Source organism: Lacisediminihabitans sp. FW035, assembly GCF_054880895.1.
Genome location: NZ_CM142187.1, coordinates 3,772,221 through 3,798,708, shown reverse-complemented (window position 1 = coordinate 3,798,708; position 26,488 = coordinate 3,772,221). Strand labels below are relative to the sequence as shown.

Below are 26,488 nucleotides of genomic sequence, written 5' to 3'. Positions count from 1 at the left end.
CGCGTGTCACTCGGCAGCGCGACGATGCGAAGACCCGCGGGCGCGCGGCCTACTTGTTGGTGCCCTGAGAGACGGAGCCTTGCAACTGGCGCTGGAAGATCAGGTACACGATGAACACGGGGATGATCGTGATGACGACCCCGGCGAAGAGCGCCCCGAAGTCCACCGAGTATCCGGCCTGTGAAGCGAAGGTCGCCATGCCCTGGGTGAGCACGTAGTTCTTCGGATCCGAATTGAGGGCGACCGGCAGCAGGAACTGGTTCCACAGCCCGACGAAGTTGAGGATCGCGACGGTGGCGAGGCCGGGCCGAGCCATCGGAAGCATCACCTGGAAGAACGTGCGCCACTCGCCCGCGCCATCCAGTGCCGCCGCCTCGGCGATCGAGTTCGACAGGGACTTGAAGAACGAGAACAGGAAGAACACGGTGAACGGCAACGCGAAGGCTGCGTAGGTGAGGATGAGCCCCGGCAGGGTGTTGAGCAGCCCGATGCTCCGCAACACGAAGAACAGCGGCACGATCGCGAGGAAGATCGGGAAGGTGAGGCCGGCCAGCATCAGGTAGTAGATGGCCCGGCTTCCCGGAAACTGGAAGCGCGCGAGCACGTAGGCGCACATGGATCCGAAGAGCATCGTCACGATCAGCGCACCGAACACCACGAAGATCGTGTTGAGCAGGAAGCTGCCGATGCCGGCCGTGGTCCACGCGTTGACGTAGTTGTCGAAGCTGAATCGCGTCGGCAGACTGAACGGCGACGCGAAGATCTCCTTACTGGTCTTGAAAGAGGACATGACCGTCCAGAGCAGCGGCACGACGACGACGATCGACCAGAGCGTGAGCACAGTGTGCGAGACACCGCCGACCACCCGGTCGCCCGTCGTGGTCGACCGGCGCCGGGATGCGGCCGTGCCGGCAAGCTTCACGGTGCTCATTCGGCCACCTCGTTCGATCCGCCGGTGAGCCGGTTCACGAGGAAGACGATCGCCGCGAAGATCAGGGTGATCACGGCGAGCACGACGCCCATCGCACAGGCGACGCCGAACTGCCCCTTCGTGAAGGCCGTGGTGAACAGCTGCTGGGACATCACGAGGGTGGTGTTGTTGGGGCCGCCACCGGGGTTGAGCGCCGACATGTAGACGAAGGCATCAAGCGCGAGGATGCCCATGTAGATGTAGGCGGTCTGGATGTTGTCTCGCAGCAGCGGGATCGTGATGGTGACCGCCGTGCGAAGCCGCCCGGCACCGTCGATCCGCGCGGCCTCGAAGACCTCGGCGGGGATGCCCTTGATCGCCGCGATGAACAACACCATGTAGAAGCCAACGAGACCCCACACGATCACGAAGATCGTCGCGATCATCGCGGTGCGGGGATCCCCGAGCCAGGCGAAGGACTGGAACTGGGTGAGCCCGACGCCGTTCAGCACGCCGTTCAGCAGACCGCCGGGAGTGTAGACCTGGCTCCAGATGATGCCGATCACGATCGCGGGGATCACATACGGGAAGAAGGAGACCACCCGGTAGAGGCTCGAGTTGCGCAGCCCGCGGATCGGTCCCTGGCTCGGTCCGCCGATGGTGACGAGGGTCGCGAAGACGAGGCTGATCACAAGGGTGACGACAGGCAGCACGAACAGCAGTGTGACGCTGTTGCGCATGGCCGTGAGGAAGATGTTGTCGCTGAGGATCTTCCCGTAATTGACGAAGCCGATGAAGTTCATGCCCGGGGTGAATCCCGACCAGTCGGTGAGGGAGTAGTAGAACGCCTGGATGAAGGGCCACACGACGAAGAGCACGTATCCGACCACTGGCAACACCAGGAAGACCAGCATGAAGCTGATCTTGTCGAAGGTCAGGTCACGGCGGCCAAACCGCCGAGCGGTGGACCCACGTCCACCGCCCGGCGCTGTCGTCGGAGGGACGACAGCTGTCATTTGACCGTGACCTTCTTCACTGAACTGTCGTTGCGCACCTTGTCGGTGATCTCCTGCAGTGACGCGGTGAGCTGGGCGACCGAGGAACCGCCCTGCAGGAAGGTGTTCCACACCACGAGCTGGTCGGTGTTGAGTCCGTAGAGGTCGACGAAGTTCCAGGAGAAGACGTCGCTGCCGGCGCCTTCGAGCAGCTTCACCTGCGAAACCAGCGCGGTCGAGCCGAAGCCGTCGGCGGGGATGGTGCCTTTGACGATGGTGGACGAGAACGTGGTCTTGGCGAAGTTGACCGCAGCCTCGTTCGACAGCATCGCGCGCAGGAACTCCTTGCCGCCTGCCGCGTTCTTGGCCTGGGACGGCACGATGTAGCCCTCGCCCGCGGTGGAGTGAAGCGCCTTCTGCGGGAACTTCGACGAAGTGGTCACCGTGAGCTCGGGAGCTCCGGTCATCTTGAAGCCCTCCTTGGTCTGCGTCTTCATCTCGTTCTCGATCCAGCCGCCCGAGGGGTAGAGGAGGAACTTCTCCTCGTTGCTCCACTGGGCCTGGGCCGCGGTGAACTGCGTTCCGGCGCCACCGGGCTGCATGTAGCCGGCGTCGATGATCTTCTTGAGCCCGGCGAACACGTCCTGGATGGGCTGGAGCGACCAGCACCCGTCCTTCAGGTTCTCGAGTGCGAGGCGCACGTCGTCGCCGCCCTCTTTGATCGCCGAGGCGATGGCCATCGTCTGGTAGTAAGTGGCCGCTTCCTTGCCCCAGCCGAACAGGTACTTGCCCTGCGCCTTTGCCTTGGCGCCGAGGGCGAGGGCCTCTTCGTAGGTTGTGGGAACCGTCCAACCGTTGGTCTCGAAGAGCGCTGCCGAGTACCACATGGCGTAGACCGTGAGTACGTAGTTGAGCTGCACGAACTTGCCGTCGAAGGTACCGGGCTCGATCACACCGGCGTACAGGGTGTCCTTGATCACCTTGCCCTCGAGGTTCTTGGCCTCGATCACCGAGGTGAGGTCCTCGAGCTGGCCGCGGATGGTGTTGATGCCGATGAGGTTGGCGCCGCTGTTGTCGATCACATCCGGCGGGTTCCCGCCGACGAAACGCGGCTGGAGGGACTGCGCGATGTTGGTGGCCGCGGTGACCTTCACCGTGGATCCGGCCTGTGCCTTCTCCACCACCTTGCCGGCGAATTCGGCGTAGGCGATGCCGTAGCCGCCCTTGAAGATGACCGCATCGACCGTCGACTTGTCGGCCATGCCGAAGGGGTTCTTGGCCGAGACGGTGCCTCCGGGGGCGGTGGTGGTGCCTCCGCCGCCGACACAGGAGGCGAGCATTCCCGTGGCGGGGATGAACACGGCGGCGGTGAGTGCGCCGCGCAGGAACTGGCGCCGCTGCAGCGGCTTGCCGGCGGTGCTGACTGCCGAGGAGGTGTAGTCCGAGATCGTCATTGTTGTCTTACCTTCCATTCGTGGTGGGGCGGGGGTGTCGCAGGTGGTGGAGTGATCAGGCGGTGCGGGTGATGTTGTACTGCAGTTCCAGGGCTTTGTTGTGTTCGTCGCCGCCCGGGATGTTCGCCGAGATGTAGAGGGGAGGCGTCGTGCCCCGCGCGGCGATGCGCTGGGCCGTGCCGATGGTGAGGATCTGGGCGATGTAGGCGGCGGTGATCGACGACACGGCGCCGACCGGGATGCCGCCGGCGAGCTCGAGGGTCGCATCGCCGAACGGTGCGAGATTGTCGAGCACGACATCGGCCACATCGCGGAGCCGCTTGCCGCTGGAGTGCTTCGGCTCGACGCGCATGGTGTGGTCGAGGCTGGTGACGGCCACTACCGGATGCCCGTGCTGCTTCGCCTCGAGCGCGAGACCGACGATCGAGCCGTTGACGCCGGAGTTGGAGGCGATCACGAAGACGTCATTCGGGCCGGCATCCGCGATCGCGAAGAGCTCGGCGGCGATGTCGGGGTTGCGCTCGAGGGACGATCCTCCGAGGGCGCTGATGTCGAGGCTGCCGCGCAGCACCACGTCGCGCAGCGCGATCTTCTTGGTGGGGATGAGGCCGCCGGCACGCCCGGCGATCTCCATGGCGAAGGCCTCCGAGTGGCCGGTGCCGAAGGCCTGGATCACCCCACCACGCTCGATCGCCGAGGCGAAGAGTTCGATTGCCGTATCGAACGCTCCCGCCTGCGCGCTCGCGGCCAGCTCCTCGATACGGGACTGCACCTCGCGGGTGAAGCGGCTGTCCAGGTCGGACTGGGTGACGGTTTCTGGCACGGTGACTCCTGTTTTCAGTCGATCGATGGTGAGGTCTCGCGCGCGGGGCGCGGGGGACTCGGGGCGCGCCGCGGACGGCGGTGCGTGGCGACCGCAAGGGCCGACGCCGCGAGGTTGTCGGTGGACCGAGAGAAGTTCTCCTGGGCGGTCAGCAGGTAGAGCAGGTCGAGCACGAGTAGCTGGCCGTGCTTGGCTGAGAGGTCGTCGGGCTGGAGGAACTGCTCGTAGACCGAGGTCACGATCGTGAGGTTCGCGTTCTCGGCGAGCGGTGACGTCGGGTTGTTGCTGATCGCGACGGTGAGCGCACCGGCCCGCCCGGCTTCCCGCAGCATCTGGATGGTCTCCTCTGTTCGCCCGGAGTTCGAGATCCCGATTGCGACGGATCCCGAGTTCTGGATCGCAGCGCTCGTGAGACCGGCGTGCACCTCCGACCAGACGTGGGTGTTGATGCCGATGCGATAGAGCCGTGCCTGCATCTCTTCCGCGAGAAAGGCGCTTCCCCCCACCCCGTAGATGTCGACATGGCTGCTGGTGGCGAGGCGGTTGGCAATCATTTTCATCAACGGGAGGTCGATGGCGGCGGCGGTCTCCCGCAGCGTGCGGGAGTGCGCGTTGATGAGGGTGCTCAGCACATCCGCGGCCGAGTCGTGGGGTCCGAACGCCCGGCCGATGTCGGTCTTCCACGAGTCCCGCGCCGTGTTCCTGCCGAAGTCGGTGGCGATGCTCACGCGGAACGGAACGTAGCCGGCATAGCCGATCAGGCGGCAGAAGCGGGTGACAGTGGCGGCGGAGGCCCCAGCCTGGGCCGCGAGCTGACCGATCGAGAGCTTGAGCGGCGCCTGCGGGTACTCGAGAAGGTAGTCCGCGATCTTCGCCATGGCGCCGGACATCTCCGGGCGCCGCAACTGTATGCGGTTGGCCACACTTGCACCCTGGTCGGCGCTGCCGGCGACGGGTGGCGGAGCGATGGTGGTAATTACAATCTCCTTTTGGAGAGGTTCACGAAAATTATTCTTACAGTACAGTGTGCTCAGATCCCAAATATTTCGAAGAAGTAACGATGCGAAAAATTCTGGCCGTCGACGCCGGGGGCACCTCGTCGCGCGCGGTGCTGCTCGATGAGTCGGGCGCATGCTCCGGTCTCGGTCGCGCCGGTGGGGGCAATCCCACCGCCGTCGGGATAGTGGCAGCAGTCGATGCCCTTGCGGCCGCCGTGGGAGGCGCTCTAGGGGAGGGCGACGTGACCTCGACCGACCAGGACTCACTGGTGGTCATCGCGCTCGCCGGCACCGCGACTCCGCCGTTCCTCGCGATGCTCGAGGCGCGCCTGGCTGGACTCGGCCTCGGTGGGCGCACCGTCATCGAACCGGATCTGCTCGGAACCTTCTGCGCGGGCACCGCGGAGACCCGGGGATACGCGGTGATCGCCGGCACCGGAGCCATCGCGGCGCGCGTCGTCGACGGGCAGATCGAGACGGTCAAGGGCGGATCGGGCTGGCTCCTCGGGGACACCGGATCCGGATTCTGGATCGGCCAGCAGGTCGCGCGAGCCGTGGTTGCCTCTCTCGACGGGCTGGGGCCGTCGACGGCGCTCACTCCGCTGCTGCTCGAAGCGACCGGCGTCGAACGCACGAGCGCGCGCAGTCGCGGGAGGGCGGAGGAGCTCTCCCTGCTCGTGCACGAGCTCTACGCTCTGCGGCCGGTGGAGCTCGCCCGATTCGCTCCCTTCGCCTTCTCCGCGATCGATCAGGCGCCGCCGGATGCGGTTGCGCACGACATCCTCGACGCCGCGGCCGTCGGAATCGCCCAGGTCCTCGCCGCAGCGCTCGAGCCCGTCGCCCACGACGACGCTGCCGCACTTCCCGGAGTAACGGTGCCCGGAGTGATCGTGATGGGGGGCAGCGTCTTGGCGGCGGGCCTCGCGCGCGCGCCGGCCATCTTCACCCCGCGACTGCGTGCCGCAGCAGGCGACGCACAGTTCGTGCCGGTGGAAGACGGCATCGTCGGTGCTGCGGTTCTCGCCTTCCGTCACCTCGGCATCGCCGTCGACGACGAACTCCACCGTCACCTCACGGCAGAAATCGACCGTGCACGCGCCGCGGACCCCAAATGACTGTGGAGCCCGAATGACTGTGGAGCCCGAATGACTGTGGAGCCCGAATGACCGGCATCGCGATCGTCGGGCGCGGAGCTATGGCCCATGCTCACGCCCGGGCCTGGAGTGAGCTGGGACTCGGGGACCAGATCCTGTATGTCAACACCCTTACGGCCGAAGCACCCCTTCCGCACGCACCGCTCGCCCACTTCGAGGCGGACCTCGATGTGGTGCTCGCGGACCCGCGCGTGACGATCGTCTCGGTTTGCACGCCGACCCCGACCCACGCTCCGATCGCCCTCCGAGCCCTGCGCGCGGGCAAGAGCGTGCTTCTCGAAAAGCCGATCGCCCTCACGATGAGTGACGCCATGGCGCTGCGGGATGAGGCGGCCAGAAGCCCGGGCACACTGATGGTGGCGCATGTGGTGCGCTTCTTCGACGGCTACCGATCGGTGCGCCGGTCGGTGGAGTCCGGGATGCTCGGACAGGTGCTGTCCGTGCGCGCCGGGCGGTTCAGCCCCGCTCCGCGCCCGTCGACCTGGTGGCACGACGAGTCGATGTCGGGCGGTCCGGTGGTGGACTTCAGCATCCACGACTTCGACCAGCTCAACCTGTTCCTCGGGGTGCCGCTGTCAGTGACCGCGCGCCTCTCCTCAGCGGGTGGCCCGGTCGAGGCATCCGTCGACTATGAGGGCGGAGGACTCGGGCACGTCATCGGCTTCATGGGCATGCCGCCGGGCTTCACCTTCGCCTCCACCCTCGACCTGGTCGGGGCGGCGGGCATCGCGACCCACGGCTATGCCGGCGCACTCGACTCCGGAACGCTGTCGTCGGTGCCGGATACCGTGCGACTGCAGACCGCAGCGGGAGTGACCGAGCACCTGATCGCCGCGCACAACCCCTACCGTCACCAGGCCGAGTACTTCCTCGAGTGCGTGCGTGCGGCATCCGCCCCCGCGTACTGTCCGGTCGATGCCGCGGTGCTCGCGCTCGCCGTGGCACTGGCCGCGCGTGAATCGCTGCAGACGGGGGCGCCGGTCGACATCGTCGCGTGACTGCGCCTCAGTCGAGTAGGTGGTCTTCGAGAAATGACGAGGTGCGCGCGAAAGCGAGTGCGGCGGCGTTGACATCCACTCGATCCGGGATGCTCGCATTGGCGAAGGAATGCACGGTGGCAAGGTAGGTCCACTCGGTGATCGGAGTGCCATGATCTTTCAGCCGGTCGATGAACGACTCGGGATCCTCGCCTTCGTCCCACTCATCGATCTCGGCGAGGTGCAACAGCACCGGCGCCGGAATGACGCCGTGCTGGGCGGGCCCGAGGGTGGCGTAGTACGCGACTACCGCATCCGCCGCCCCACTCTGGGCGTGGAGCAGGCCGAGCCAGCCGCCGAGAGAGAACCCGACGACCCCGGCGCGCGTCGAGCCCTCAGCGCGGGCCGCTTGGATGATGTCATCGAGCTCCGCGAGTGCGCCGGCGACATCCAACTGCGCCATCAGCACTTCCGCCGTTCCCGTCTCGGTGGTCGCGACACCGTTGTAGAAGTCGGGAACGATCACGCGATAGCCCTGGCTGGATAACGCCGTGGCATAGCTCTCGAGCCAGGGGAGGCGCCCGTACCAGTCATGCACGATGATCACCAGCGGCCGGCCTGATTCTCCGAAACTGAGCGGGATTCCCGGCGAGGGGATGGGGACGAGCTGTGACATACCGGCCCTTAGTGAGAACGACGGGTGGTCTCGATGCACGTCACTCTAGCCGAGGCGGGTGCCCCGGGGACTCAAGCGAGCCGGATCAGGCCGAGCGCACGGCGAACTCCGCCTGCAGCGGCCAGTCCTGGTCGTCGAGGATCACTTGGGCGCAGGCCCCGGTGTGCACATTGACCACGATCGGGGCAAGGAGGTTCATGCGTGTGCCACTCTCGCCCGGATTCGCGACCACCAGCACCATCGCGTCGTCCGCGGTGTGAAGGTCGATGGCCCGGCAGTGTTCGTCGGAGATCTCCGGAGAGTAGTCGGGAAGATAGATGGCGGCATCGAGCACGAAGAGGCGGATGGCACTGTTGTCGATCGCACGCAGGGAATAGAGGCCGTCGGCCCCCGAGACCTCGTTGAGGGTGAACCGGGTGAGCGGCGCGAGCCCGGCGGGGGGCGTGACGAAGGCGAGGGCGGCGCTCATCGCAGGAAGTCCATGAGGGTGGGCTGCAAGGTGCGCGCGGTCACGGCGAGGGCCGCCTGGTAGGTGACCTCCTGTTGCTTGAGCTTGATCACGATCTCTCCCACGTCTACGTCTTCGATTCCCGCGCGCTGCGCCTCGAGGTTTCCGGTCTTCGACACGATGGCATCCTTCGCTGCGGTGATCTGGTTCTGGCGAGCGCCGGCGGCGGTCTGGGTGTTGAGCATCGCGGTCATCCGGCTGTCGATCGCGGCGAGACTCGGGCCCACGTTCACTCCGGAGCGGAGGTCGGCGACGATGGAATCGATGAGGGCGAAGGCCGAGGTGGGTCCGGTGCCGTAGGCCGCGGCGCCGTCGGCGTCCACGGGAACGGTGGCGTTGGTGTCGATACGACGGGTGACGGATGCCCCGGTGCCGGTGTAGCTCAGGTCGGGACGGAAGGCGACACCGGCGTCGGAGCTGCCGGCGAAGACCGTGCGGCCGAGGTAGGTGGAGTTGGCTTTGCCGAGGAGGTCGGTGCGCAGGCCCTCGAGAGCGGTGGCGATCGCCTCCTTGGCGGTGGGCGACAGCGCACCGTCGTTGGCTCCCTGCACCGTGAGATCGCGCACCTGCCGCATGATGTCGGTGGAGGAGGTGAGCGCGGAGTCCACGGTGGAGAGCCACCCGATGCCGTCGTCGACATTGCGCCCGAACTGGGCGGTCTGGCTCTGGGCGGCGCGCACGCGCATCGAGTCGGCAGTGCCGGTCGGGTCATCCGACGGCGTCGAGATCTTCTTGAGGCTCGTCGCCGTGTCCTGCAGCTTGGCCAGAAGTGCGGCAGCGGACTGCAGGTTCAACTGCGAGTTCGCCATCCTGGTCTGGCTTGTCACGCGATCGACCATGATCTACCTCCCCACGATTCCGGTGCGGTTGATGAGAGTGTCGAGCATCTCGTCCACGGCGGTCATGACGCGAGCGGCTCCCTGGTATGCCTTCTGAAAGGTCAGCATGTTGACGTTCTCCTCGTCGAGGTCGACCGAGGAGTTGGCGAGTTGGGCGGCGGTGGCGGCGGCGGTGACCGAATCGGCGAGCGTCGCCTGCTGCAGCGCAGACTTCGAGGCGGTGCCGATCTTCGTGACGAAGGTCGACCAGACGGCGTCGGGAGAGTTGGCACCCGAGCCGAGCTGAGAGATCGCGTCGGCGTTCGATCCATTGTTGCCACCCGCACCGGGGGTTCCGGCGGCGATCTGGGCGGCACTGGTCGGCACGACCGACAGGCCGAGGGCGGCCGGCCCGGTCGCCGACAGGGCGAAGAAGTCGAGGCCGGTGGTGCCGGACGGGGTCGCCCCGGCCTGGTGCGCGGCGTTGACGGTGGTCGCGAGGTATGTGGCGAACTTGTTGTAGCCCGCGGCCGCTTCGGCGATCGCACCGCCGGTGCCGGTGCCGTTGGCCGCCGCGAGCATCGAGATGGAGCCGGCGATCTCGCCGGACTCTACGGCGACGGACTGGCCGGGGCGGTTGGTCCACTCGAGGGTGACGGGCGAGCCGGCGGCGCCGGCGAGGGAGTTGCTGCCGGTGACGGTGACGGAGCGGAACACGTCGCCAGAGACCAGGGCGTTTCCACCAACGAGAACCTCGGCGGTTCCGTCGGGAAGCGTGCGAACCGTGCCGCCAGTGAGGGCGGCGATCGAGGTGGTCAGCGCCGAGCGCTGGTCGAGCATCTCGTTCACGGATCCGCCGGTGGCGAGCGTGTCCCGGATCTGCCCGTTGAGCGCGGCGACGCGGGTGCCGGCATCGTTGAGCTCCGCGGCCATGCCGTCGAGCTTGGTGCGTACATCGGTCCAGGCGGAGTCGACGGCGGAGTAGCCGGTGGCGATCTGGCCGGCGATCTGGCCGGCTTTCTGCAGAAGAACGCCGGAGGCTGCCTCGTCCCCCGCGCGGTTCGAGACATCCCCCCAGGCCGACCAGAAAGCCTGCAGCTGGGACGAGATGCCGTTCTTGCCCGGCTCGTTGAGTGAGGCTTCGACGGTGCTCAGGGCGTTGGATCGCACGGCGAGGTTTCCGGATGTCGCGGATGAGCTGCGCACGCGGCCGTCGAGGATCACGTCCCCGAGCCGGGCGATACCGTCGACGGTCACCCCCTGGCCCACCTGGGCACGGGCGAGTACCAGCGGGCCGATCTGGGTGAGGGATCCGGCGGCAGAAGTACTCACCCGTTGGCGGGTGTAGCCCTTGGTGCCGGAATTGGCGATGTTCTGACCGACGACATCGAGTCCCTGGCGAGCGGCATTGAGGCCGGTGAAGGCCGTGTTCAGGCCGCTGAAGGTACTCATGGGATCACAGCTTCAGGTCGAAGATCTGGGCCGAGGGGGTGGCGACGCCGGATTCACCATTCGCGTCATAGGTGCCGCTCTCGGTGCTGCCGTCGGCTTGCGCCTCCTGGATGAAGCGCAGGGCGGTGCGAAGGTAGTGCTCGTTGAGGTCGCGGAGGTCGCGGATCTGCTCCGTGTACTCGGTGAGGGCGGCGAGGTGGGCGGTGAAGATGTCGGCCCACGGACCATCCGGAGCGGTGTCCACGAGTTCGCGGAGGGTCGCATTCTGGGGCGCTCCCCACTCCTCGGCCACGACGGCCGCTTCGACCGATCGCGCCAGGCCGGCGGCACGCAGGCGTTCCATCACCTGTTCGACCTCGCGGGTGGCGTACTGGAGCCAACGGGACTTGCCCGTGGTGAGAAGGAACTGCTCCTCCTCGAGCTTGAACGCGAGCAGGTCGAGGAGCTCCCGCTCCCGCCACAGGCAGGCTGAGAGTTCGTTCGCGCTCATGCGGGCTCCCGTTCGGTCGTCCACCACAGTGGACGATTCCCGTGCTCGTTCTACCGACTGCATTTTCTCCACCTCGCTTGACGAGATGAACTATCGGCAAGGGTATCCCGCAGGTAAGCGGCACAGCCGGTAAGTCGAAGAGCTGAGCATTCGACGTGTCCACTAGAAGGAGGACAAGCGGGACCGATCGGGGTACATTCGCCCCCGTAATGGGGACAGAATGCGAGTAAATACCACTAAAAAGGGGGGCAGGGTGGGGTACTTCCGGCCTATAGAGTCGCCTCAGATCGACGGGGAATCCGATCCTCGAACTCCTTCTACACCCGCTTCAGTAACCACCCGAGACACCCGAAACACCACCCGAAGCATTTGCACCACCTGTGTGACCCTTACCCGAAAAACAGTCCGTTTTTTAGCAGGCGCTCTCCTCTTATCTAGAGCAGGAGGCGCCGACCGCAACGCGATCACTGGGATCGCATCCGGGGGCAAGGCACGTGAACAGGACAGAACGCAACGCGCTCGTTGTGCAGAATCTTCCGCTGGTGGGTTACCTCGTCTCCGAGGTCTGGGCCAAGGCGACGCACCTGTCCCGTGACGACCTGGCCTCGGCCGGCGCTGTCGCGCTGATCACCTCCGCGGATGCCTTCGACCCGACCCTCGGCATCCCCTTCGGTGCGTTCGCCCGCCGCCGCATCGTCGGTGCGTTCGCCGACGAGATGCGATCGAGCGACTGGGCCAGCCGCGGAGCCCGTCGTCGCATCAAAGAGACCGTCGCGGTGAAGGACACCCTCACCGCCGCCCTCGGTCGCACTCCCTCCGTCGACGAGATCGCCTCATCGCTCGGTGTCGATCGCAGCGAGGTCACCGCCGGTCTCACCGATGCCGCCCGCACTGTCTCTCCCCTCGATGACACCACCTCCGAGTTCCTCATCGCGGACACGGCCCTCCCCGAGGAATCGCTCCTCTCTGCTGAGCGGCTCGACTACCTGGCCGCTGCCGTCGAAGCGCTGCCAGAGAAGATGCGCGTTATCGTGCGCCAGGTCTACTTCGAGGATCGCTCCGTCAAGGAGATCGCGGACGAGATGGGCATCACCCACTCCGCCGTCTCGCAGCAGCGGGCCGAAGCCATCCGCCTCCTGCGCGACGGTCTCGAGACGCACTACTCCGACTCCTACTACTCCGACGAGCTGCCCACCGGCAGTGACGCCGGCTACCAGCCGGTGTCGCGCATCGCTCCGGCGGCTCGCAGCGCCTACCTTGCCCGCGTCGCGAGCTACGCGATGGCCGAGCTCTCCCACATCTCCCAGCCGCGCACCGCAAGCGCGGCGTCGTAAAGAAGAACAAAAGATTTCAGCCCGGCTGCTAACGCGATTGCGCGAACTGCCGATAGCTGAAGGTGTCGGACCACGGATGGGCCGATTCGAATAACCCAACATCACGGAGGAATACATCATGGGTATGCAGGTCAACACCAACATTTCGGCACTCAACTCGTACCGGAACCTCAGCAACACGCAGAACGATCTCGCAAAGTCGCTCGAGAAGCTCTCCAGCGGCCTTCGCATCAACCACGCCGCGGATGACGCAGCTGGCCTCGCAATCTCCCAGGGTCTGCAGTCGCAGGTCGGAGGCCTCACGGTCGCCAGCCGCAACGCGCAGGACGGCATCAGCGTCATCCAGACCGCTGAAGGTTCGCTCTCCGAGGTTCAGACCATCCTGCAGCGCGTTCGTGACCTCGCCGTTCAGTCCGGTAACGACTCGAACAACGCCGATTCACGTACCGCGATCCAGACCGAAGTCACGGCCCTGACAAGCGAGCTCACGCGAATCAGCACGTCGGCGAACTTCAACGGAACCAAGCTCGCTGACGGATCCGTCGCCACGCTGACCTTCCAGGTTGGTGCCGGCTCGGTTGCGGCCGACGACCAGATCGCGGTCAGCACTACGAACGTGGGATCGATCGCCACCGCGATCGGGGCGCTCACGTTCACCAGTGCCGCGACCGCGCTGACTTCGATCGCCGCGGTTGACACGCAAATCACCGCGGTTTCGACCGCTCGCGCCAGCCTCGGTGCGCAGCAGAACCGTTTCGAGAGCGTGATCCGCAACCTCAGCGTCTCCACGGAGAACCTGACGGCGGCGAAGTCGCGCATCACCGACACCGACATGGCGTCCGAGATGGTCAAGTACACGCGCTCCAACATCCTGTCCCAGGCCGGCACCGCGATGCTCGCGCAGGCCAACCAGGGCAACCAGGGCGTGCTGCAGCTCCTCCGCTAGATCGGATAGCTCGGCAGGCGTGTAACAAGCAACGCCCGGTGGCTGTCGCGAGGGGAACTGGACCTCTCACCGTGATGGCCGCCGGGCGTTTACCGCACCACCAGAAGCATCATCGACCACCGCCAGACGAAGGGACGGATGGACATGGGAATTTCCCTCGACGGGCTCTCCAGCGGCCTCGACACCACCTCCCTCATCACCCAGCTCATGACGGTCGCGGCCCAGCCGCAGACCCTCCTCAAGGCCCAGGTGGCCAGTACCACAAGCGAAATGACCGCCTTCCAGGGGCTCAACACCCGCATGGCGACCCTCGCCGATTCGGCCTCGGCCGCCGCGAAGAACGGCGGCCTCGACCTCTACTCGGCAACCAGCTCCGCCCCGGCGCTCTCGATCGCCATCGCGACCGGTGCGAGCGCCGGCGAACTGCAGGTCGTGGTCAGTGCCCTCGCCCAGTCGCAGGTCGGAGTCTCCGCCGCGATGGCGACCTGGCCGACCCCCTCAACCATCACCATCGTTGGGCACTCCGGCACTCCCGTCGAGATCACCCCGGCCTCGAGCTCGCTCGACGACGTCGCGACCGCCATCAACGCGTCCACCGCAGGGGTGACGGCCACCAAGGTCGCCTCCGGTGTCGACGGATCGGGCAACGCCCTGTACCGCCTGCAGTTCTCGAGCAAGACCACCGGTGCGAACTCGTCGTTCTCCGTCTATCAGGGCACCTCAGCGGACGTCACCGGCGGCACGGCGACGAACGTGCTCACCGCGCCGGGCAGCGCCGTCATCCGCGTAGCGCAGGACGCCAGCGTCACCCTGTGGAAGGGCACTTCGGCCGAACAGGTCGTCACTTCTTCAAGCAACACCTTCACGAACCTGCTCCCCGGAGTCAGCATTACCGCGACGGCGGTCTCCGCCGATCCGGTGACGATCACCGTGAGCCGCGACGACAAGAAGATCAGCGCGGTCGCGAGCGGCCTCGTCGACTCCCTCAACAGCGCCTTCGTGCTGATCGCCGCGCAGACCGCGGTCTCGACCTCCACCGACGCCAACGGGGTGACGACGACCAAGGCCGGCGTGTTCGCCGGAGATGCGACAGTGCGGGACCTTCGACAGAAGGGACTGGATGCGATCGGCCTCCCGATCGACGGCCACTCGCCCTCCGAATACGGCATCTCGGTGACGCGCACCGGAACTGTCACGTTCGACGCCGACAAGTTCGCCGCAGCGCTCGCCGCCGATCCGAAGACGGTGATGGCGGCGATCCAGACCATCGCGACGCGACTGGCCACGACGGCGACCGCGGCATCCGACAAGTACGACGGCACCATCACCAATCGGATCACCGGAGACCAGACCCAGATCCGCAGTCTTGGCGACCAGGTCGCGGCCTGGGACACCCGCCTCGCGATCCGCAAGTCGACCCTTCAGCGCACCTTCTCCCAGATGGAGGTGCTGCTCAGCAACCTCAAGTCGCAGTCGGCGGCCCTCACTTCCCAGCTCTCCTCACTCTCCAGCTCGACCACGACGGGATAGCCATCATGTCCATGACGCTCAGCGCCCAGCGCTCGCAGTACACGAACGACGCGATCCTCTCGGCCTCGCCGGTGCGGTTGCTCACCATGCTCTACGACCGACTGCTGCTCGACCTCGACCGCGCGTCGATCGCGCACGCCGAACAGAACTGGGCGGTCGCCTCGTCGAACCTGCTCCACGCGCAGGCGATCGTCGCCGAACTCACCTCCTCGCTCAAGGTGGAGCTGTGGGACGGCGGCGAGGGACTCCTCGCCCTGTACAACTACTGCCGCAACCTTCTGGTGCTCGCGAATGTGCGCCGGGACGGGGCATCCATCCAAGAGAGCATCGAACTGCTCTCCCCGCTGCGCGAGGCCTGGCACGAGGCCGCGAGCCAGCTCTCGGTGCCGGAGCCCGCGTCGCGTGGCGAGTCCCGGGACCTCGGCGTTGCCTGACCTCGGATCTCGGCCGATGGAGCCGTCGCACCGCGCGCGCCACGACGGCTGGTCCGATGTGCTCGCCACGATGGAGCACGACCTCGACGACTCCCGCGGCGCGCTCGCACACGCAGCTCACTCCGAGTGGAGCCTCCCGGCGGACCTCGGGTCACTGCCGGACGAACTCCGTTCCCGGGCCGAGAGTCTCCTTCACTCCCAGCAGCGGGCGATCGACGCGCTCGAGGAGCGGATGCTGCTGACGGGCCGTCACCTCGCCGCCCTCGACAGCATCCCCCGTGTCGCCTCCACGGGAACCGCCGCATATCTCGACGTCACCGGCTGACCTCTTCTTCGAGACCCCCCTTTCGGGAGCAGGGCCTAACGGCGTGAATCTGTTGTCCGATAGGTGTGGCTAAGGGCACGGATTGCTCGACACAAGGCCACGGATCGGCCGTCAGGACATTGACGACGAAACGGAACCGCTGTGCTCGAATCCGTCACCGCTGCGGCGCTGGGAAGCGCCCTCGATGGCCTGGCATTGCGCCAGCGCACCATCGCGGACAACATCGCGAACGTCAATACCCCCGGCTACCACGCCAAGCGCGTGGTGTTCGAGGCGGCGCTCGCCAAGTCCGTGGCGAACGGTAACGGGCACGTCGTCGCCGAGACCAAGCGCTCGCTCGAGCCGACGCTGATCGACGGCAACAACGTCAATCTCGACACCGAGACGCTTTCGAACGTCGATACCGTGCTGCGCTACCAGTTCGCCACCCAGGCCGCCGGCAACGAATTCTCGGCCATGCGCGCCGCGCTCCGGAGCAACTGATGACTTTCGACGCTATCGGGATCGCCGGCAGCGGCCTCACTCTGCACCGCAAGTGGCTCGATGCGGTCTCCGACAATCTCGCCAACATCAACACGGTGAAGCCCACAAGCGGACCGGCTTTCCAGGCCCGCTACGTCGTCGCCCAGGAGGGCGCAGGCAACACCGGCGCCTATGTTCAGGGAATCGCCTATGGCAACGCCGACGGTCGTCTCGTCTACGAGCCCGCCAACCCCCTCGCTGACAAGGACGGCTACGTGAAGTACCCCGACATCGACCTCGCCTCGCAGATGGGCCAGCTCATCATGGCCCAGCGCGGGTACCAGGCCAACGCTGCGGTCGTCGACCGCGCGAAAGAGACCTACCAGGCGGCACTGCAGATCGGTCGTGCCTGATGGACATCTCATCGATCGGATCGGTCTCCGGCGTCTCGGGTGTCTCGGGCACGAGCGCGCTCTCCCCCACCGGTGGCACCAACGCCACGAGCGCCACCAGCTTCGCGAACGAGCTCGGCGGGGCGGTAGACAACCTCCAGCAGCTGCAGTCGACCTCCAACACGCTCGCCATCCAGGCCGTCACGGGCAACCTCTCCGACATCCACAACGCCACCATCGCCTCGACCAGGGCCCAGGTGACCCTCGAACTCGTGGCCGCCGTGCGTAACAAGGGCGTCGACGCGTTCAACGAGATCATGAGGATGCAAGCCTGATGCCCGCTCCGATCAGTTCGGTGCTCCGCCGACTCACCCACACCATCCGCGAGTTCACCATCGCGCAGCGCACCATGGCGATCATCGGCTTCGCCGTGCTCGCGCTCGGCATCGTCGCCCTGTCGTTCTGGGTCACCCGCCCGCAGTACAGCCCGCTGTTCTCGGGGCTCAGCGGCACCGACGCGAACACCATCGTCGAGCAGCTGCGCACCGACGGCGTTCAGTACGAGATCACCGGCGGCGGCGGCACGATCATGGTGCCGGAGGAGAGCGTCTACTCCGAGCGCCTCAAGGCGGCGGCGGCCGGTCTCCCCTCCTCTTCGACGGGAGGCTACTCGCTGCTCGACAAGATGGGCGTCACGGCATCCGAGTTCCAGCAGAACGTGACGTACAAGCGTGCGATCGAGGGCGAGCTCGCCAATACCATCGCGGCCATGAAAGGGGTCAAGACGGCATCCGTGCAGCTCGCGATCCCCAAGGACACCGTCTTCGTCTCGGAGAAGACCGACCCGACGGCATCCGTCTTCATCGCCACCGACAACGGCGTGACCCTCAACGACGAGCAGGTGCAGGCGATCGTGCACCTCACCTCATCCTCCATCGACGGCATGAAGACGAGCGATGTCTCCGTCGTCGACGCCCAGGGTCTCGTGCTGTCCGCAGCGGGAGTGGATGCCGCGGGCAGCGGCTCGAAGCAGGCATCCGACTACGAGGACCGCGTGCGCAGCTCGGTGCAGGCCATGCTCGACAAGGTGGTCGGACCGGGCAACGCCACAGTCGTCGTGGCCGCCGATGTGAGCCAGAATTCGGGCCAGCGCACCGCCGAGACCTTCACCACCCCAGACGGCTCGCCGGCACTCAGCGAGTCCGCGCAGAGCGACGGCTCGGGAAGCGCCGCCGGCTCCAACGGTGCCGCTGGCATCCTTGGCCCCGACAACATCGCCGTGCCGAGCGGCACCTCGACCGCGAACCCGACGACCGGAACAACCACGGGCGCCACCGGCGCCACTTCGGTCACCAAGAACAACGCGATCAACAAGGTGACGGAGCAGACCACCATCCCCGCCGGTTCGATCACCCGCCAGACGGTCTCGGTCGCCGTGAACAAGGCGATCTCCGGGGTCAACAAGGCCAACCTGATCTCCCTTGTCAACGCCGCCGCCGGCATCGACAAGACGCGGGGTGACTCGGTGGCCATCGAACTGGTGTCATTCAACACTGCGGGTGCCGCCGCGGCGACGAAGGCCCTCGCCGCCGCCGACGCCGCCGCGAGTGCCGACCGCACGGCCGGCCTCATCCGCACCGCGGTCACCTCGCTCGCCATCGCACTGCCGATCATCATCGCGCTGTTCCTCATCTCCCGCCGGTTCAAGAGCCGCAGCCAGGAAGACCGGGAGCTACAGGAGATGACGGAGCTCGCCGAGCTCCGCGCCATGATGAGCGACCAGACCCGGCCGATCGCACTCACCGCGACCGAGCCACCGGCGGCTCTGACCTACACGCAGGTCCCCCTCATCGAGCCGGGCGATACGGAGCGTAAGCGTGCCGAGATCGACGCTCTGGCGGGCAAAGACCCCGAGCGCACCGCCGAGATCCTCCGCGGGCTCATGGACGATCGGCAGCCCGCATGAACGAAACATCCCTGACGCTGTCGGGCACCCAGAAGGTGGCCGTCGTGCTCATGAACATGGACCAGGTGCGCGCCGCCGCGGTCATGAAGCAGTTCAACGACACCGAGGCCGAGGAGATCGCCGCCGAGATCATCAGGCTGCGTCGGGTCGACACCATCGTCTCGGAGCGCACCATCCTCGAGTTCCACGAACTCGCGACGAAGGGTGGTCGCAAGTCCCACGGCGGCCGTGAGTTCGCGGTCGGCCTGCTGGAGGCATCCTTCGGGGCCGAGAAGGCCGCCGGAGTCATGAACCGCGTCACCTCCACGATGGCCGGCAAGGCCTTCGAGTTCCTCGACACTGCCGAGACCGGCCAGCTTCTCACGCTGCTCGACGGCGAACTGCCCCAGACCATCGCGCTCGTTCTCGCGCACCTCCGCCCCGACCACGCGTCCCCGGTCTTCGCCGGGCTCGACGGCAGCCTGCGCACCGATGTCGCGAAAGCCATCGCCACCATGGGCACGGCCACCCCCGAAGCGGTGCGCGTGGTCGCTGAGACGCTCAAGATCCGTGCGAGTGCGGTGGTGACCGCGCGCGACACCGTCGAGATCGTCGGCGGGGTCCAGGCCGTCGTCGACCTCATCAACCGGGCGGATGTCTCGACCGAGCGTGCCGTGCTCGATGGGCTCGACGGGCTCGACCCGACCCTCGCCGAAGAGGTGAGATCGCGCATGCTCACCTTCGCCGACCTGGTGAAATTCGACCGCAAGGACGTACAGCAGGTGCTGCGAGGCATCGATTCGAGCATCCTCGCCGTGGCGATGAAGGGCTCCGACGAGGCACTCGTCGAGGTCATCCGAGCCAATATCTCGGAGCGCAACCGCGAGATCCTCGAAGACGAGATCGCCTCCCTCGGCCCGGTAAAGATGACCCAGGTCGAGGAAGCCCGTGCCGAAGTGGTGCGGGCGATCCGCAACCTCGAGGCCGAGGGCATCATCACGCTGCAGCGCGGAGACGAGGAAGAATATGTCGCTTGACTTCCTCCCCGTGAGCTTCCCCTCCCTGCCGCCGACGGCGCAGCAGGAGAAGGCGGATGCCGACAGCCGCGCTGCCGGACACGCCGCGGGCTACGCGGCCGGGCTCCGGGCCGCGGGTGCGGAGCTCGCCGGTCAGAAAGCAGCCCTCGACGCCGAGCACCGTGCGGCGCTCCTGCACGACGGCGCGCGCACCGACCGGGCGATCGCGGTGCTCTCGGCCAGCGCGCGTGCGCTCGACAACCGCCTGCTTCCCGTGGTGACCGACGCACAGGACGCGATCGCGGCATCCGCTCTCGACCTGGCCGAGACGATCATCGGTGCAGAACTCTCCGACGGCGAACGCTCGGCGAAGGCGGCACTCGGCCGCGCGCTCGCCGTGGTCGATCCCGCGACGATCACGACCATCCGCCTCAATCCCCTCGATCTCGGCGTTCTGAATGAGACGGTGCGGGCCGCCGCCGGCGTCTCGTTCACGGCGGATGCCTCCATCGCCCGCGGCGACGCGATCGCCGACCTCCCGCTCGGCTACCTCGATGCCCGCATCTCGACAGCGGTGGCGCGGGCCCGTGCGGCGATCCTCGGGGAGATCTCATGACCACGACCTGGCGCCCGCACGCCGACCGCTTCCGCACCGCGCTCGCCGCGGCACGGCCCGAGCGCGTCGGAGTGGTCTCGTCCATCGTCGGACTCGGACTCGAGATCAGCGGGCTGGACTGCGCCATCGGCGACCTCGTTCGCGTCGGCGACAGTGTCGACGACGGTGGAACCGGCTTCCTCGATGCCGAGGTGATCGCCACGACGCCCTCGGGCATCCGCTGCATGCCGCTCAGCCGCCTCACCGGCGTCAACGCCGGCGCCCCGGCCCGATCACGCGGTCTGCCGGTGCTCGTGCCGACCGGAAACGGTCTCTTCGGTCGCGTGATCGACGGGCTCGGTCGCCCGATCGACGGCAAAGGACCGCTCGACATCACTCGTCTCGTGTCGATCGACAACGACAGCCCCTCCGCGATGCACCGCGCGCGAATCGACACCCCCTTGCAGACCGGCGTGCGAGTGCTCGACACCCTCACCACCCTCGGCAGGGGCCAGCGCCTTGGGCTCTTCGCCGGGTCCGGGGTCGGCAAGTCATCGCTGCTCTCCATGATCGCGCGAGGAACCGACGCCCAGGTCTCGGTGATCGCGCTGGTCGGCGAGCGGGGGCGCGAGGTGCGCGAGTTCCTCGAGGACGACCTCGGCGCGGAGGGCCTCGCCCGCTCGATCGTCGTCGTGTCCACCTCCGACGAGCCGGCGATGATGCGCCTGCGCGCCGCGTTCATGGCCACCCGCATCGCCGAGTCGTTCCGCGATCAGGGCGCAGACGTCATGCTCATGATGGATTCCCTCACCCGCGTCGCGATGGCGCAGCGTGAGATCGGACTCTCCGTCGGCGAACCCCCGGCCACCCGCGGGTATCCGCCGTCGACCTTCTCGCTCCTCGCGCAGCTGCTCGAGCGTGCCGGGACCGCCGAGACCGGATCGGTCACCGGCATCTACACGGTGCTCGTCGACGGTGACGACCACAACGAGCCGATCGCGGACGCGGCCCGCTCGTTCCTCGACGGCCATGTCGTGCTCGACCGCAAGCTCGCTGTCTCGGGCCACTTCCCGTCCATCGACGTGCTCGGCTCGATCTCCCGCGTCGCCTCCCGGGTGATCTCGCCCGACCAGGTGCACACCGCCCAGGTGCTGCGCAAGACGCTCGCCGCGCGGCGGGCCGCCCAAGATCTCCTCGACGTCGGCGCCTACCAGCGCGGCGCCAACCCACTCGTCGACGCGGCCGTCGACCACGAATCGTCGATCAATGCGTTCCTGCAGCAGAGGATCAGCCAGCAGTCGACTTCTGACGACGCGTGGGCGCAGCTCAGCTCGCTCGTCCGAACACTGGAAGGCAACTGATGGCCCGCTCATTCCCGCTCGCCGGACTTCTCCGGCTCCGCCAGGTGCAACAGGACCAGGCTGCGATCGACCTCTCGGCCGCCAACGCCCGCGTCGCGGAGGGCACCGCGCGCCAGCGACGCGCCCGATCCGCCCTCGGAGCCGGCTCGACCGAGGCCACAAGCGCCGCCGTGCTCTATGCCGTCGCGGCATCCCGGGCCGCCTCGCGCGGAATGCTCGCCGAACTCCAGGCGCTCGACTGCGACCACCGCGTCTCGCTCGACGCCGCGAACACCGCCTTCACGGCAGCCCGAGCCCGCTCGATCGGGCTCGAGAAGCTCGAGGTGCGGTTCGACGACGCCGTGGCGAACGGCATGCTGATGGCCGAGCAGGCCGTGCTCGACGAGATCTCGTCGACCAGCTGGCACCGCACGCGAGAGGTGGACGCCGGATGACTCTCGTCGCCCTCTCCCCGGCACCGACCGCGACTTCGTCCGCGGGCCCGACGAGCAACTCGACCCCCGACTCGGCTGCCGGGTTCGGTGCGGTAATGACCGACGCGAAGGCCGCGCAGGCCTCCGCCGATGGCTCCGCGGACTCTCCCGCCGGCCCCGCGGCGCCGTCCGTTCCTGCTGTTCCGGCCGCACCTGTGGTCTCTACTCCGCCGGCCTCGCCCGCCTTACCCTCAGCCGTCGCTGCGATGATCCCGGGACTCGGCGCATCCAGCGCGCCTGCCTCCCCTGACGCTCCGGTGAAGGACGCCGCGAAGGACGCAGCGGAGCCGGCATCCCCCGGGGCCGACCAAGCGGTGCCGAACGCGGTGCCGACTCCCGTGCCGATTCTCGCTCCGTTGCCCACCGCGGTTTCGGTGACGGATGCCTTCGTCACCACGGCGTCGACAACGGTCGCCGCGTCGACAGCGGTCGGCGCGTCGACAACGGTCGCCGCCAGTGCGCTCTCAGCGACAGGGCCGGCTCTTGCTCTTGTCTCCGCTTCTGCTACTCCTGCTCCTGCTGCTCCTCCTGTCTCCGCTTCCGCCGCTGCTAGTGGCAGTTCCAGTGCCACTGCCACTGCCACTGCCACTGCCACTGCCACTGCCACAGTGTCCAGCGCAGCGGGCGTCGCTGCCGGCCAGCCCGCCGCTGCTCTCGCCGCCCGTCCGGCCAGTCCAACAGCGGATGTCTCCACCGACGCGCCGCCGGCATCCTCCGCCGCACCGACCGGGGTAGCCGCGGCGCCGCTGTCCGCGCCATCGACCGCATCTTCACCCTCCTCCGCCGTCGTGAATCCGGCCCCGATCACGTCCTCTCTCGCCCCGACGGCCCCGGCCCCGGTGACATCTGCTGTCCCCGAGACGCGCACCAAGCCGGCACCGACGACGGATGCTTCGATTCCGGTGTCGATCGCCATCACGACCGGCCCGCGGCTCGATCCGGTCGCCGCGCCGACTCCCGCCGCGGCCTCCACTCCGGCCCAGAACACCCCCTTCGCCGGGCAGCTCGCCCGCCCGATCTTCACTCTCGCCGCCGCCGGTCCCGGATCCCACACCATGACCATCAGCGTCACGCCCGACACCCTCGGCCCCGTCACGGTGCGCGCGCACGTGAGTCCGGAGGGCATCCGTGTCGAACTGTTCGCGCCGACGGACCTGGGGCGGGACGCGATCCGCGCGATCCTCCCCGACCTGCGCAAGGACCTTGCGGGCGCGGGGGTGGGCGCCAACCTCGACCTCTCGTCCCAGAACCAGCCGAGCGACGCCGGCGACCGCCGTGGCGACACCGCACCTCGCAACGAGCGCGCCTATGTCGTTCCCGTCGGGATCATCACGGACGACGATGTCGCCGCCGCGGCTACCCGCATCCTCAGCTCTTCATCCATCGACGTACTGGCATAGGAAGACTCACTCATGGCAATCGACGGAATCACCGGAACGGTAGCGACGGCGGCCGCCGACACGGCATCCGGGATCTACAGCGGATCGACCACCCGCGCGCCCAAGCAGACCATGGACTCGGAAGTGTTCATGAAGCTGCTCGTCACCCAGCTGCGCACGCAGGACCCGAGCGCGCCGATGGACACCAACCAGATGATCTCCCAGACCACCCAGCTGTCGATGATGGAGAAGATGACGGAACTCAGCACCACGAGCACCGAGAACTTCTCGCTGCAGATGCGCATCGCGGCCGCAGCGATCGTGGGAAAACAGGTCAGCTATTCGGATGCCGCCGGCGTCAGCCACACCGGCACCGCGTCGAGCGTCTCCTTCGCCGGCAGCGTTCCCCAGGTGAAGGTGGGCGGCGTCGACGTTGCGCTCGACACCATCTCCGGCATCACCAGCACGCCCTAGTCACCGCAGTCCCCTGATTCACCACATCCAACCGAAAGGCAGCACCTCATGCTCCGCTCACTGTATTCCGGGATCTCCGGACTCCGCTCGCACCAGACCATGCTCGATGTCACCGGCAACAACATCGCCAACGTGAACACCACGGCGTTCAAGTCGTCGGCCACCCAGTTCCAGGACACCCTCTCCCAGCTCACCCAGGGCGCGGGCGGACCGCAGGAGCAGATCGGTGGCACCAACCCGGCCCAGGTCGGGCTCGGGGTGCGCGTCGCCGGCATCTCCACCAACTTCTCTCAGGGATCCGCGCAGTCCACCGGCCGCGCCACCGACATCATGATCTCCGGCGACGGATTCTTCGTCACGAAGACCGGCACCCAGACCCTTTACACCCGCGCCGGGTCCTTCGACTTCGACGGTGCCGGTCGCCTGGTGACCCCGGACGGATCCATCGTGCAGGGCTACTCCGCCGTCAACGGCGTCGTCTCCGACGGCGGCCCGACCAGCGACATCACGCTTCCGCTCGGAGTCGTCGCCCCGGCCGCGGCCACGACCTCCGCCACCGTCGGCGGCAACCTGCCCTCCGACGCCGCGGTCGGCACTGCTCTCCTGCGCGACGTCCAGGTCTACGACAACACCGGCACCGCCCGCACGGTCTCGCTCAGCTATACCAAGACCGCAGCCGGCTGGGATGTCGCGGGCACCGACCCCAACGGAGCCACCGGCACCGCCTCGCTCACCTTCGCCGCCGGGGTGCAGACCTCCGCGGGCACGATGACGATCGGCGGCATCGCGGTCGACATGTCGAAGCTCACCGGATTCGCGGGCCTCACCACGGTGTCGGTCTCGAACCAGGACGGCCGCGCCGCCGGCACCCTGAAGTCCTACACGATGTCGAAGGACGGCACGCTCGTCGGATCCTTCAGCAATGGCGCGTCCCAGGCGATCGCCCGCATCGTGCTCGCGACCTTCTCCAACCCCGGCGGTCTCGAGAAGGCCGGATCCTCCGGGTACAAGGCCACCTTCAACTCCGGCAACGCCGAGATCGGCACCCCCGGATCCGGAAGCCTCGGCTCGCTGCAGGCCGGCGCGCTCGAGATGTCCAACGTCGACCTCTCGCAGGAGTTCACCAACCTGATCGTCGCCCAGCGCGGCTTCCAGGCAAACGCCCGCATCATCACCACCTCCGACGAGGTGCTTCAGGAGCTCACCAACCTCAAGCGCTAGCGGCGACATCGCAGAACGCCCCCGGCCGGTTCGGTCGGGGGCGTTCTGCATTCCCCCCACGCGCTCGACAGCAGGCAACACCCTTTACAGCCGAGACCCTGCTGTCGAAGCACCCAGCCGTCGAAGATCTGCTGTCGAGCGCACAGGGTCGCCGCCGACACGCCCGACCCCGCGCCATCCACTAACCGGATGCCATCGGCGGCCGATAGTGCTCAGTAACGGACCAGGATGGACCGGTTTCACCACCAGCAGGGATGCGCTCATGATCGTAGTTACGCGGCTCAACGACAGCCATTTTGCGATAAACCCCGATCTCATCGAGCGCATCACCGCCAATCCCGATACGACGCTGATCATGGTGGACGGCGCCAAGTACATCGTCACCGAGACCATGTCCGAGGTCATCGAGCGCATCTCGCGCTATCGCGCGACGGTTATCGCCCTCACCCATGAACTCTCGATGAGCGGGCACCAGCAACGCGCACTCGAGCTGGTCGAGAACGACGACGACGACAACTCCGTTCCCCTGCGACCGAGGAAGATCTGATGGATCCCGCAACAATCATCGGCATCCTGGTGGCGTTCGGCGCCCTCTTCGCGATGCTCACGCTCGAGGGTTCCCACCTCAGCTCCATCCTGCTTCCGGCACCGATGGTGCTGGTGTTCGGCGCGACGATCGCTGTAGGCATCGCCGGTGGCACGATCAAGGACCTCATCCTCTCGGTGAAGGCGCTGCCCCGCGCGTTCACGGGCAAGACCCAGAAGCCGCAGGTGGTGATCGACCGTCTGGTCGAGATCGCGGAGAAAGCCCGGAAGGAAGGCCTGCTCTCACTCGAGCAGGAGGCCGAGACCGTCGACGACCCGTTCCTGCGCGGTGCCCTGCAGAGCATCGCCGATGGCGCCGACGGTGAAGACCTCCGCATGTCACTGGAAGACGAGATCGCCACGAAGACGCGCTCCGATCGCACCGCCTCCAAGTTCTTCCTCAGCCTGGGGGGCTATGCCCCCACCGTCGGAATCATCGGCACCGTCGTCTCGCTCACTCACGTGCTGGAGAACCTGTCGACGCCTGGCAAGCTCGGTCCGCTCATCGCCGCGGCTTTCGTCGCGACCCTGTGGGGTCTCCTCTCGGCCAACTTCATCTGGCTTCCGATCGGCACCCGACTCCGCCGCCTCGCCGACCTCGAAGGGGAGCGGATGACCCTGATCATGGAGGGCGTGCTCGCCGTGCAGGAAGGCAGCCAGCCCCGCCTGCTCGCGGAGCGCCTTCGCGCGATGGTTCCGGCAGAGCAACTGGGCAAGCCGTCAAGCGAGAAGTCCGCCGAGAAGGCGAAAGCGGCGTAACG

Annotated in this window: 30 protein-coding genes; 20 read left to right on the top strand and 10 right to left on the bottom strand. The window is 67.2% G+C overall.

Translation table 11 applies throughout. From position 1 onward, the window contains the following. Window positions 1-49 precede the first annotated feature (49 nt). Genes ACVXZ4_RS18075 through ACVXZ4_RS18055 form a run of 5 tightly spaced genes read right to left on the bottom strand, consistent with a single transcriptional unit; the run spans window position 50 to window position 5,105 of the window. Window positions 50-931, bottom strand: a complete 882-nt coding sequence (locus ACVXZ4_RS18075; protein WP_461796169.1) for a carbohydrate ABC transporter permease — start codon at window positions 929-931, stop codon at window positions 50-52. Next, window positions 928-1,926, bottom strand: coding sequence for a carbohydrate ABC transporter permease (locus ACVXZ4_RS18070; protein WP_461796168.1), 999 nt, complete (start codon window positions 1,924-1,926; stop codon window positions 928-930). Before ACVXZ4_RS18070 ends, ACVXZ4_RS18075 begins: the two co-directional genes overlap by 4 nt. Then, on the bottom strand, window positions 1,923-3,359 hold the full coding sequence (gene ngcE, locus ACVXZ4_RS18065; protein WP_461796167.1) for an N-acetylglucosamine/diacetylchitobiose ABC transporter substrate-binding protein: 1,437 nt from the start codon (window positions 3,357-3,359) through the stop codon (window positions 1,923-1,925). The genes ACVXZ4_RS18070 and ngcE overlap by 4 nt, the downstream gene beginning before the upstream one ends. 55 nt (window positions 3,360-3,414) lie before the next feature. Then, on the bottom strand, window positions 3,415-4,182 hold the full coding sequence (locus ACVXZ4_RS18060) for a sugar isomerase domain-containing protein (protein WP_461796166.1): 768 nt from the start codon (window positions 4,180-4,182) through the stop codon (window positions 3,415-3,417). A 14-nt stretch (window positions 4,183-4,196) separates the two neighbouring features. Then, window positions 4,197-5,105: a MurR/RpiR family transcriptional regulator gene (locus tag ACVXZ4_RS18055; protein ID WP_461796165.1), complete on the bottom strand. Its 909-nt coding sequence runs from the start codon at window positions 5,103-5,105 to the stop codon at window positions 4,197-4,199. Window positions 5,106-5,242: 137 nt separating this feature from the next. Here ACVXZ4_RS18055 and ACVXZ4_RS18050 point away from each other — a divergent pair, with 137 nt between their 5' ends. Then, window positions 5,243-6,295, top strand: coding sequence for an N-acetylglucosamine kinase (locus tag ACVXZ4_RS18050; RefSeq protein ID WP_461796164.1), 1,053 nt, complete (start codon window positions 5,243-5,245; stop codon window positions 6,293-6,295). Between the two features lie 47 nt (window positions 6,296-6,342). Further along, window positions 6,343-7,332 carry a Gfo/Idh/MocA family protein gene (locus tag ACVXZ4_RS18045; protein ID WP_461796163.1) on the top strand — a complete coding sequence of 330 codons (990 nt, stop codon included), beginning with the start codon at window positions 6,343-6,345 and terminating at the stop codon, window positions 7,330-7,332. Between the two features lie 7 nt (window positions 7,333-7,339). Here ACVXZ4_RS18045 and ACVXZ4_RS18040 read toward each other — a convergent pair whose 3' ends face one another. The 5 genes from ACVXZ4_RS18040 to ACVXZ4_RS18020 form a co-directional block, all read right to left on the bottom strand. Next, complete coding sequence (locus ACVXZ4_RS18040; RefSeq protein WP_461796162.1) at window positions 7,340-7,987, bottom strand: dienelactone hydrolase family protein; 648 nt, start codon at window positions 7,985-7,987, stop codon at window positions 7,340-7,342. A gap of 85 nt (window positions 7,988-8,072) precedes the next feature. Then, window positions 8,073-8,456, bottom strand: coding sequence for a flagellar assembly protein FliW (locus ACVXZ4_RS18035; RefSeq protein ID WP_461796161.1), 384 nt, complete (start codon window positions 8,454-8,456; stop codon window positions 8,073-8,075). Next, window positions 8,453-9,334: a flagellin N-terminal helical domain-containing protein gene (locus tag ACVXZ4_RS18030; protein WP_461796160.1), complete on the bottom strand. Its 882-nt coding sequence runs from the start codon at window positions 9,332-9,334 to the stop codon at window positions 8,453-8,455. The genes ACVXZ4_RS18035 and ACVXZ4_RS18030 overlap by 4 nt, the downstream gene beginning before the upstream one ends. 3 nt (window positions 9,335-9,337) lie before the next feature. Further along, window positions 9,338-10,765 (bottom strand): flagellar hook-associated protein FlgK, encoded by a 1,428-nt coding sequence (flgK, locus tag ACVXZ4_RS18025; RefSeq protein WP_461796159.1) that lies wholly within the window; start codon window positions 10,763-10,765, stop codon window positions 9,338-9,340. Window positions 10,766-10,769: 4 nt separating this feature from the next. Continuing rightward, the gene (locus ACVXZ4_RS18020; protein ID WP_461796158.1) at window positions 10,770-11,255 is read right to left on the bottom strand and encodes a flagellar protein FlgN; all 486 of its coding nucleotides are present in this window, start codon (window positions 11,253-11,255) and stop codon (window positions 10,770-10,772) included. Window positions 11,256-11,749: 494 nt separating this feature from the next. Here ACVXZ4_RS18020 and ACVXZ4_RS18015 point away from each other — a divergent pair, with 494 nt between their 5' ends. The 18 genes from ACVXZ4_RS18015 (at window position 11,750) to ACVXZ4_RS17930 (ending at window position 26,486) form a co-directional block, all read left to right on the top strand. After that, entirely contained in the window at window positions 11,750-12,589 is an 840-nt protein-coding gene (locus tag ACVXZ4_RS18015; RefSeq protein ID WP_461796157.1) for a sigma-70 family RNA polymerase sigma factor, read from the top strand. A gap of 118 nt (window positions 12,590-12,707) precedes the next feature. Next, window positions 12,708-13,535 (top strand): flagellin N-terminal helical domain-containing protein, encoded by an 828-nt coding sequence (locus ACVXZ4_RS18010; protein WP_461796156.1) that lies wholly within the window; start codon window positions 12,708-12,710, stop codon window positions 13,533-13,535. A gap of 138 nt (window positions 13,536-13,673) precedes the next feature. Next, window positions 13,674-15,065: a flagellar filament capping protein FliD gene (fliD, locus tag ACVXZ4_RS18005; RefSeq protein WP_461796155.1), complete on the top strand. Its 1,392-nt coding sequence runs from the start codon at window positions 13,674-13,676 to the stop codon at window positions 15,063-15,065. Window positions 15,066-15,070: 5 nt separating this feature from the next. Further along, the gene (fliS, locus tag ACVXZ4_RS18000; protein WP_461796154.1) at window positions 15,071-15,499 is read left to right on the top strand and encodes a flagellar export chaperone FliS; all 429 of its coding nucleotides are present in this window, start codon (window positions 15,071-15,073) and stop codon (window positions 15,497-15,499) included. 16 nt (window positions 15,500-15,515) lie between these two features. Then, window positions 15,516-15,824, top strand: coding sequence for a hypothetical protein (locus ACVXZ4_RS17995; protein ID WP_461796153.1), 309 nt, complete (start codon window positions 15,516-15,518; stop codon window positions 15,822-15,824). Between the two features lie 141 nt (window positions 15,825-15,965). After that, on the top strand, window positions 15,966-16,307 hold the full coding sequence (locus ACVXZ4_RS17990; protein WP_461796152.1) for a flagellar basal body rod protein FlgB: 342 nt from the start codon (window positions 15,966-15,968) through the stop codon (window positions 16,305-16,307). Then, window positions 16,307-16,699: a flagellar basal body rod protein FlgC gene (locus ACVXZ4_RS17985; RefSeq protein WP_461796151.1), complete on the top strand. Its 393-nt coding sequence runs from the start codon at window positions 16,307-16,309 to the stop codon at window positions 16,697-16,699. Before ACVXZ4_RS17990 ends, ACVXZ4_RS17985 begins: the two co-directional genes overlap by 1 nt. Next, entirely contained in the window at window positions 16,699-17,013 is a 315-nt protein-coding gene (fliE, locus tag ACVXZ4_RS17980) for a flagellar hook-basal body complex protein FliE (protein ID WP_461796150.1), read from the top strand. Before ACVXZ4_RS17985 ends, fliE begins: the two co-directional genes overlap by 1 nt. Further along, the gene (gene fliF, locus ACVXZ4_RS17975; RefSeq protein WP_461796149.1) at window positions 17,013-18,644 is read left to right on the top strand and encodes a flagellar basal-body MS-ring/collar protein FliF; all 1,632 of its coding nucleotides are present in this window, start codon (window positions 17,013-17,015) and stop codon (window positions 18,642-18,644) included. The genes fliE and fliF overlap by 1 nt, the downstream gene beginning before the upstream one ends. Next, window positions 18,641-19,660 carry a flagellar motor switch protein FliG gene (gene fliG, locus ACVXZ4_RS17970; protein WP_461796148.1) on the top strand — a complete coding sequence of 340 codons (1,020 nt, stop codon included), beginning with the start codon at window positions 18,641-18,643 and terminating at the stop codon, window positions 19,658-19,660. Before fliF ends, fliG begins: the two co-directional genes overlap by 4 nt. After that, on the top strand, window positions 19,650-20,255 hold the full coding sequence (locus ACVXZ4_RS17965) for a FliH/SctL family protein (protein ID WP_461796147.1): 606 nt from the start codon (window positions 19,650-19,652) through the stop codon (window positions 20,253-20,255). Before fliG ends, ACVXZ4_RS17965 begins: the two co-directional genes overlap by 11 nt. Continuing rightward, the gene (locus tag ACVXZ4_RS17960) at window positions 20,252-21,595 is read left to right on the top strand and encodes a FliI/YscN family ATPase (RefSeq protein WP_461796146.1); all 1,344 of its coding nucleotides are present in this window, start codon (window positions 20,252-20,254) and stop codon (window positions 21,593-21,595) included. The genes ACVXZ4_RS17965 and ACVXZ4_RS17960 overlap by 4 nt, the downstream gene beginning before the upstream one ends. Further along, window positions 21,595-22,029 (top strand): flagellar export protein FliJ, encoded by a 435-nt coding sequence (locus ACVXZ4_RS17955; protein WP_461796145.1) that lies wholly within the window; start codon window positions 21,595-21,597, stop codon window positions 22,027-22,029. Before ACVXZ4_RS17960 ends, ACVXZ4_RS17955 begins: the two co-directional genes overlap by 1 nt. After that, window positions 22,026-23,468 carry a flagellar hook-length control protein FliK gene (locus tag ACVXZ4_RS17950; protein WP_461796144.1) on the top strand — a complete coding sequence of 481 codons (1,443 nt, stop codon included), beginning with the start codon at window positions 22,026-22,028 and terminating at the stop codon, window positions 23,466-23,468. Before ACVXZ4_RS17955 ends, ACVXZ4_RS17950 begins: the two co-directional genes overlap by 4 nt. Before the next feature lie 12 nt (window positions 23,469-23,480). After that, window positions 23,481-23,921, top strand: a complete 441-nt coding sequence (locus tag ACVXZ4_RS17945; protein WP_461796143.1) for a flagellar hook assembly protein FlgD — start codon at window positions 23,481-23,483, stop codon at window positions 23,919-23,921. A 48-nt stretch (window positions 23,922-23,969) separates the two neighbouring features. After that, window positions 23,970-25,142, top strand: coding sequence for a flagellar hook protein FlgE (locus ACVXZ4_RS17940; RefSeq protein WP_461796142.1), 1,173 nt, complete (start codon window positions 23,970-23,972; stop codon window positions 25,140-25,142). Between the two features lie 262 nt (window positions 25,143-25,404). Beyond that, window positions 25,405-25,689: a flagellar FlbD family protein gene (locus ACVXZ4_RS17935; protein WP_461796141.1), complete on the top strand. Its 285-nt coding sequence runs from the start codon at window positions 25,405-25,407 to the stop codon at window positions 25,687-25,689. Then, window positions 25,689-26,486 (top strand): motility protein A, encoded by a 798-nt coding sequence (locus tag ACVXZ4_RS17930; RefSeq protein ID WP_461796140.1) that lies wholly within the window; start codon window positions 25,689-25,691, stop codon window positions 26,484-26,486. Before ACVXZ4_RS17935 ends, ACVXZ4_RS17930 begins: the two co-directional genes overlap by 1 nt. Window positions 26,487-26,488 lie beyond the last annotated feature (2 nt).

Bases quoted from the DNA above. Each gene is read 5' to 3' on its own strand.
- ACVXZ4_RS17945 (WP_461796143.1), top strand. From the start codon at position 23,481: ATGGCAATCGACGGAATCACCGGAACGGTAGCGACGGCGGCCGCCGAC.
- ACVXZ4_RS17940 (WP_461796142.1), top strand. From the start codon at position 23,970: ATGCTCCGCTCACTGTATTCCGGGATCTCCGGACTCCGCTCGCACCAG.
- ACVXZ4_RS17965 (WP_461796147.1), top strand. From the start codon at position 19,650: ATGTCGCTTGACTTCCTCCCCGTGAGCTTCCCCTCCCTGCCGCCGACG.
- ACVXZ4_RS18050 (WP_461796164.1), top strand. From the start codon at position 5,243: ATGCGAAAAATTCTGGCCGTCGACGCCGGGGGCACCTCGTCGCGCGCG.
- ACVXZ4_RS18030 (WP_461796160.1), bottom strand. From the start codon at position 9,334: ATGGTCGATCGCGTGACAAGCCAGACCAGGATGGCGAACTCGCAGTTG.
- ACVXZ4_RS17985 (WP_461796151.1), top strand. From the start codon at position 16,307: ATGACTTTCGACGCTATCGGGATCGCCGGCAGCGGCCTCACTCTGCAC.
- fliS (WP_461796154.1), top strand. From the start codon at position 15,071: ATGTCCATGACGCTCAGCGCCCAGCGCTCGCAGTACACGAACGACGCG.
- ACVXZ4_RS17995 (WP_461796153.1), top strand. From the start codon at position 15,516: ATGGAGCCGTCGCACCGCGCGCGCCACGACGGCTGGTCCGATGTGCTC.
- ACVXZ4_RS17935 (WP_461796141.1), top strand. From the start codon at position 25,405: ATGATCGTAGTTACGCGGCTCAACGACAGCCATTTTGCGATAAACCCC.
- ACVXZ4_RS18020 (WP_461796158.1), bottom strand. From the start codon at position 11,255: ATGAGCGCGAACGAACTCTCAGCCTGCCTGTGGCGGGAGCGGGAGCTC.
- ACVXZ4_RS18010 (WP_461796156.1), top strand. From the start codon at position 12,708: ATGGGTATGCAGGTCAACACCAACATTTCGGCACTCAACTCGTACCGG.
- ACVXZ4_RS18035 (WP_461796161.1), bottom strand. From the start codon at position 8,456: ATGAGCGCCGCCCTCGCCTTCGTCACGCCCCCCGCCGGGCTCGCGCCG.
- ACVXZ4_RS17950 (WP_461796144.1), top strand. From the start codon at position 22,026: ATGACTCTCGTCGCCCTCTCCCCGGCACCGACCGCGACTTCGTCCGCG.
- ACVXZ4_RS18075 (WP_461796169.1), bottom strand. From the start codon at position 931: ATGAGCACCGTGAAGCTTGCCGGCACGGCCGCATCCCGGCGCCGGTCG.
- ACVXZ4_RS18045 (WP_461796163.1), top strand. From the start codon at position 6,343: ATGACCGGCATCGCGATCGTCGGGCGCGGAGCTATGGCCCATGCTCAC.
- fliF (WP_461796149.1), top strand. From the start codon at position 17,013: ATGCCCGCTCCGATCAGTTCGGTGCTCCGCCGACTCACCCACACCATC.
- fliE (WP_461796150.1), top strand. From the start codon at position 16,699: ATGGACATCTCATCGATCGGATCGGTCTCCGGCGTCTCGGGTGTCTCG.
- flgK (WP_461796159.1), bottom strand. From the start codon at position 10,765: ATGAGTACCTTCAGCGGCCTGAACACGGCCTTCACCGGCCTCAATGCC.
- ngcE (WP_461796167.1), bottom strand. From the start codon at position 3,359: ATGACGATCTCGGACTACACCTCCTCGGCAGTCAGCACCGCCGGCAAG.
- fliD (WP_461796155.1), top strand. From the start codon at position 13,674: ATGGACATGGGAATTTCCCTCGACGGGCTCTCCAGCGGCCTCGACACC.
- ACVXZ4_RS17960 (WP_461796146.1), top strand. From the start codon at position 20,252: ATGACCACGACCTGGCGCCCGCACGCCGACCGCTTCCGCACCGCGCTC.
- ACVXZ4_RS17955 (WP_461796145.1), top strand. From the start codon at position 21,595: ATGGCCCGCTCATTCCCGCTCGCCGGACTTCTCCGGCTCCGCCAGGTG.
- fliG (WP_461796148.1), top strand. From the start codon at position 18,641: ATGAACGAAACATCCCTGACGCTGTCGGGCACCCAGAAGGTGGCCGTC.
- ACVXZ4_RS17930 (WP_461796140.1), top strand. From the start codon at position 25,689: ATGGATCCCGCAACAATCATCGGCATCCTGGTGGCGTTCGGCGCCCTC.
- ACVXZ4_RS18070 (WP_461796168.1), bottom strand. From the start codon at position 1,926: ATGACAGCTGTCGTCCCTCCGACGACAGCGCCGGGCGGTGGACGTGGG.
- ACVXZ4_RS18040 (WP_461796162.1), bottom strand. From the start codon at position 7,987: ATGTCACAGCTCGTCCCCATCCCCTCGCCGGGAATCCCGCTCAGTTTC.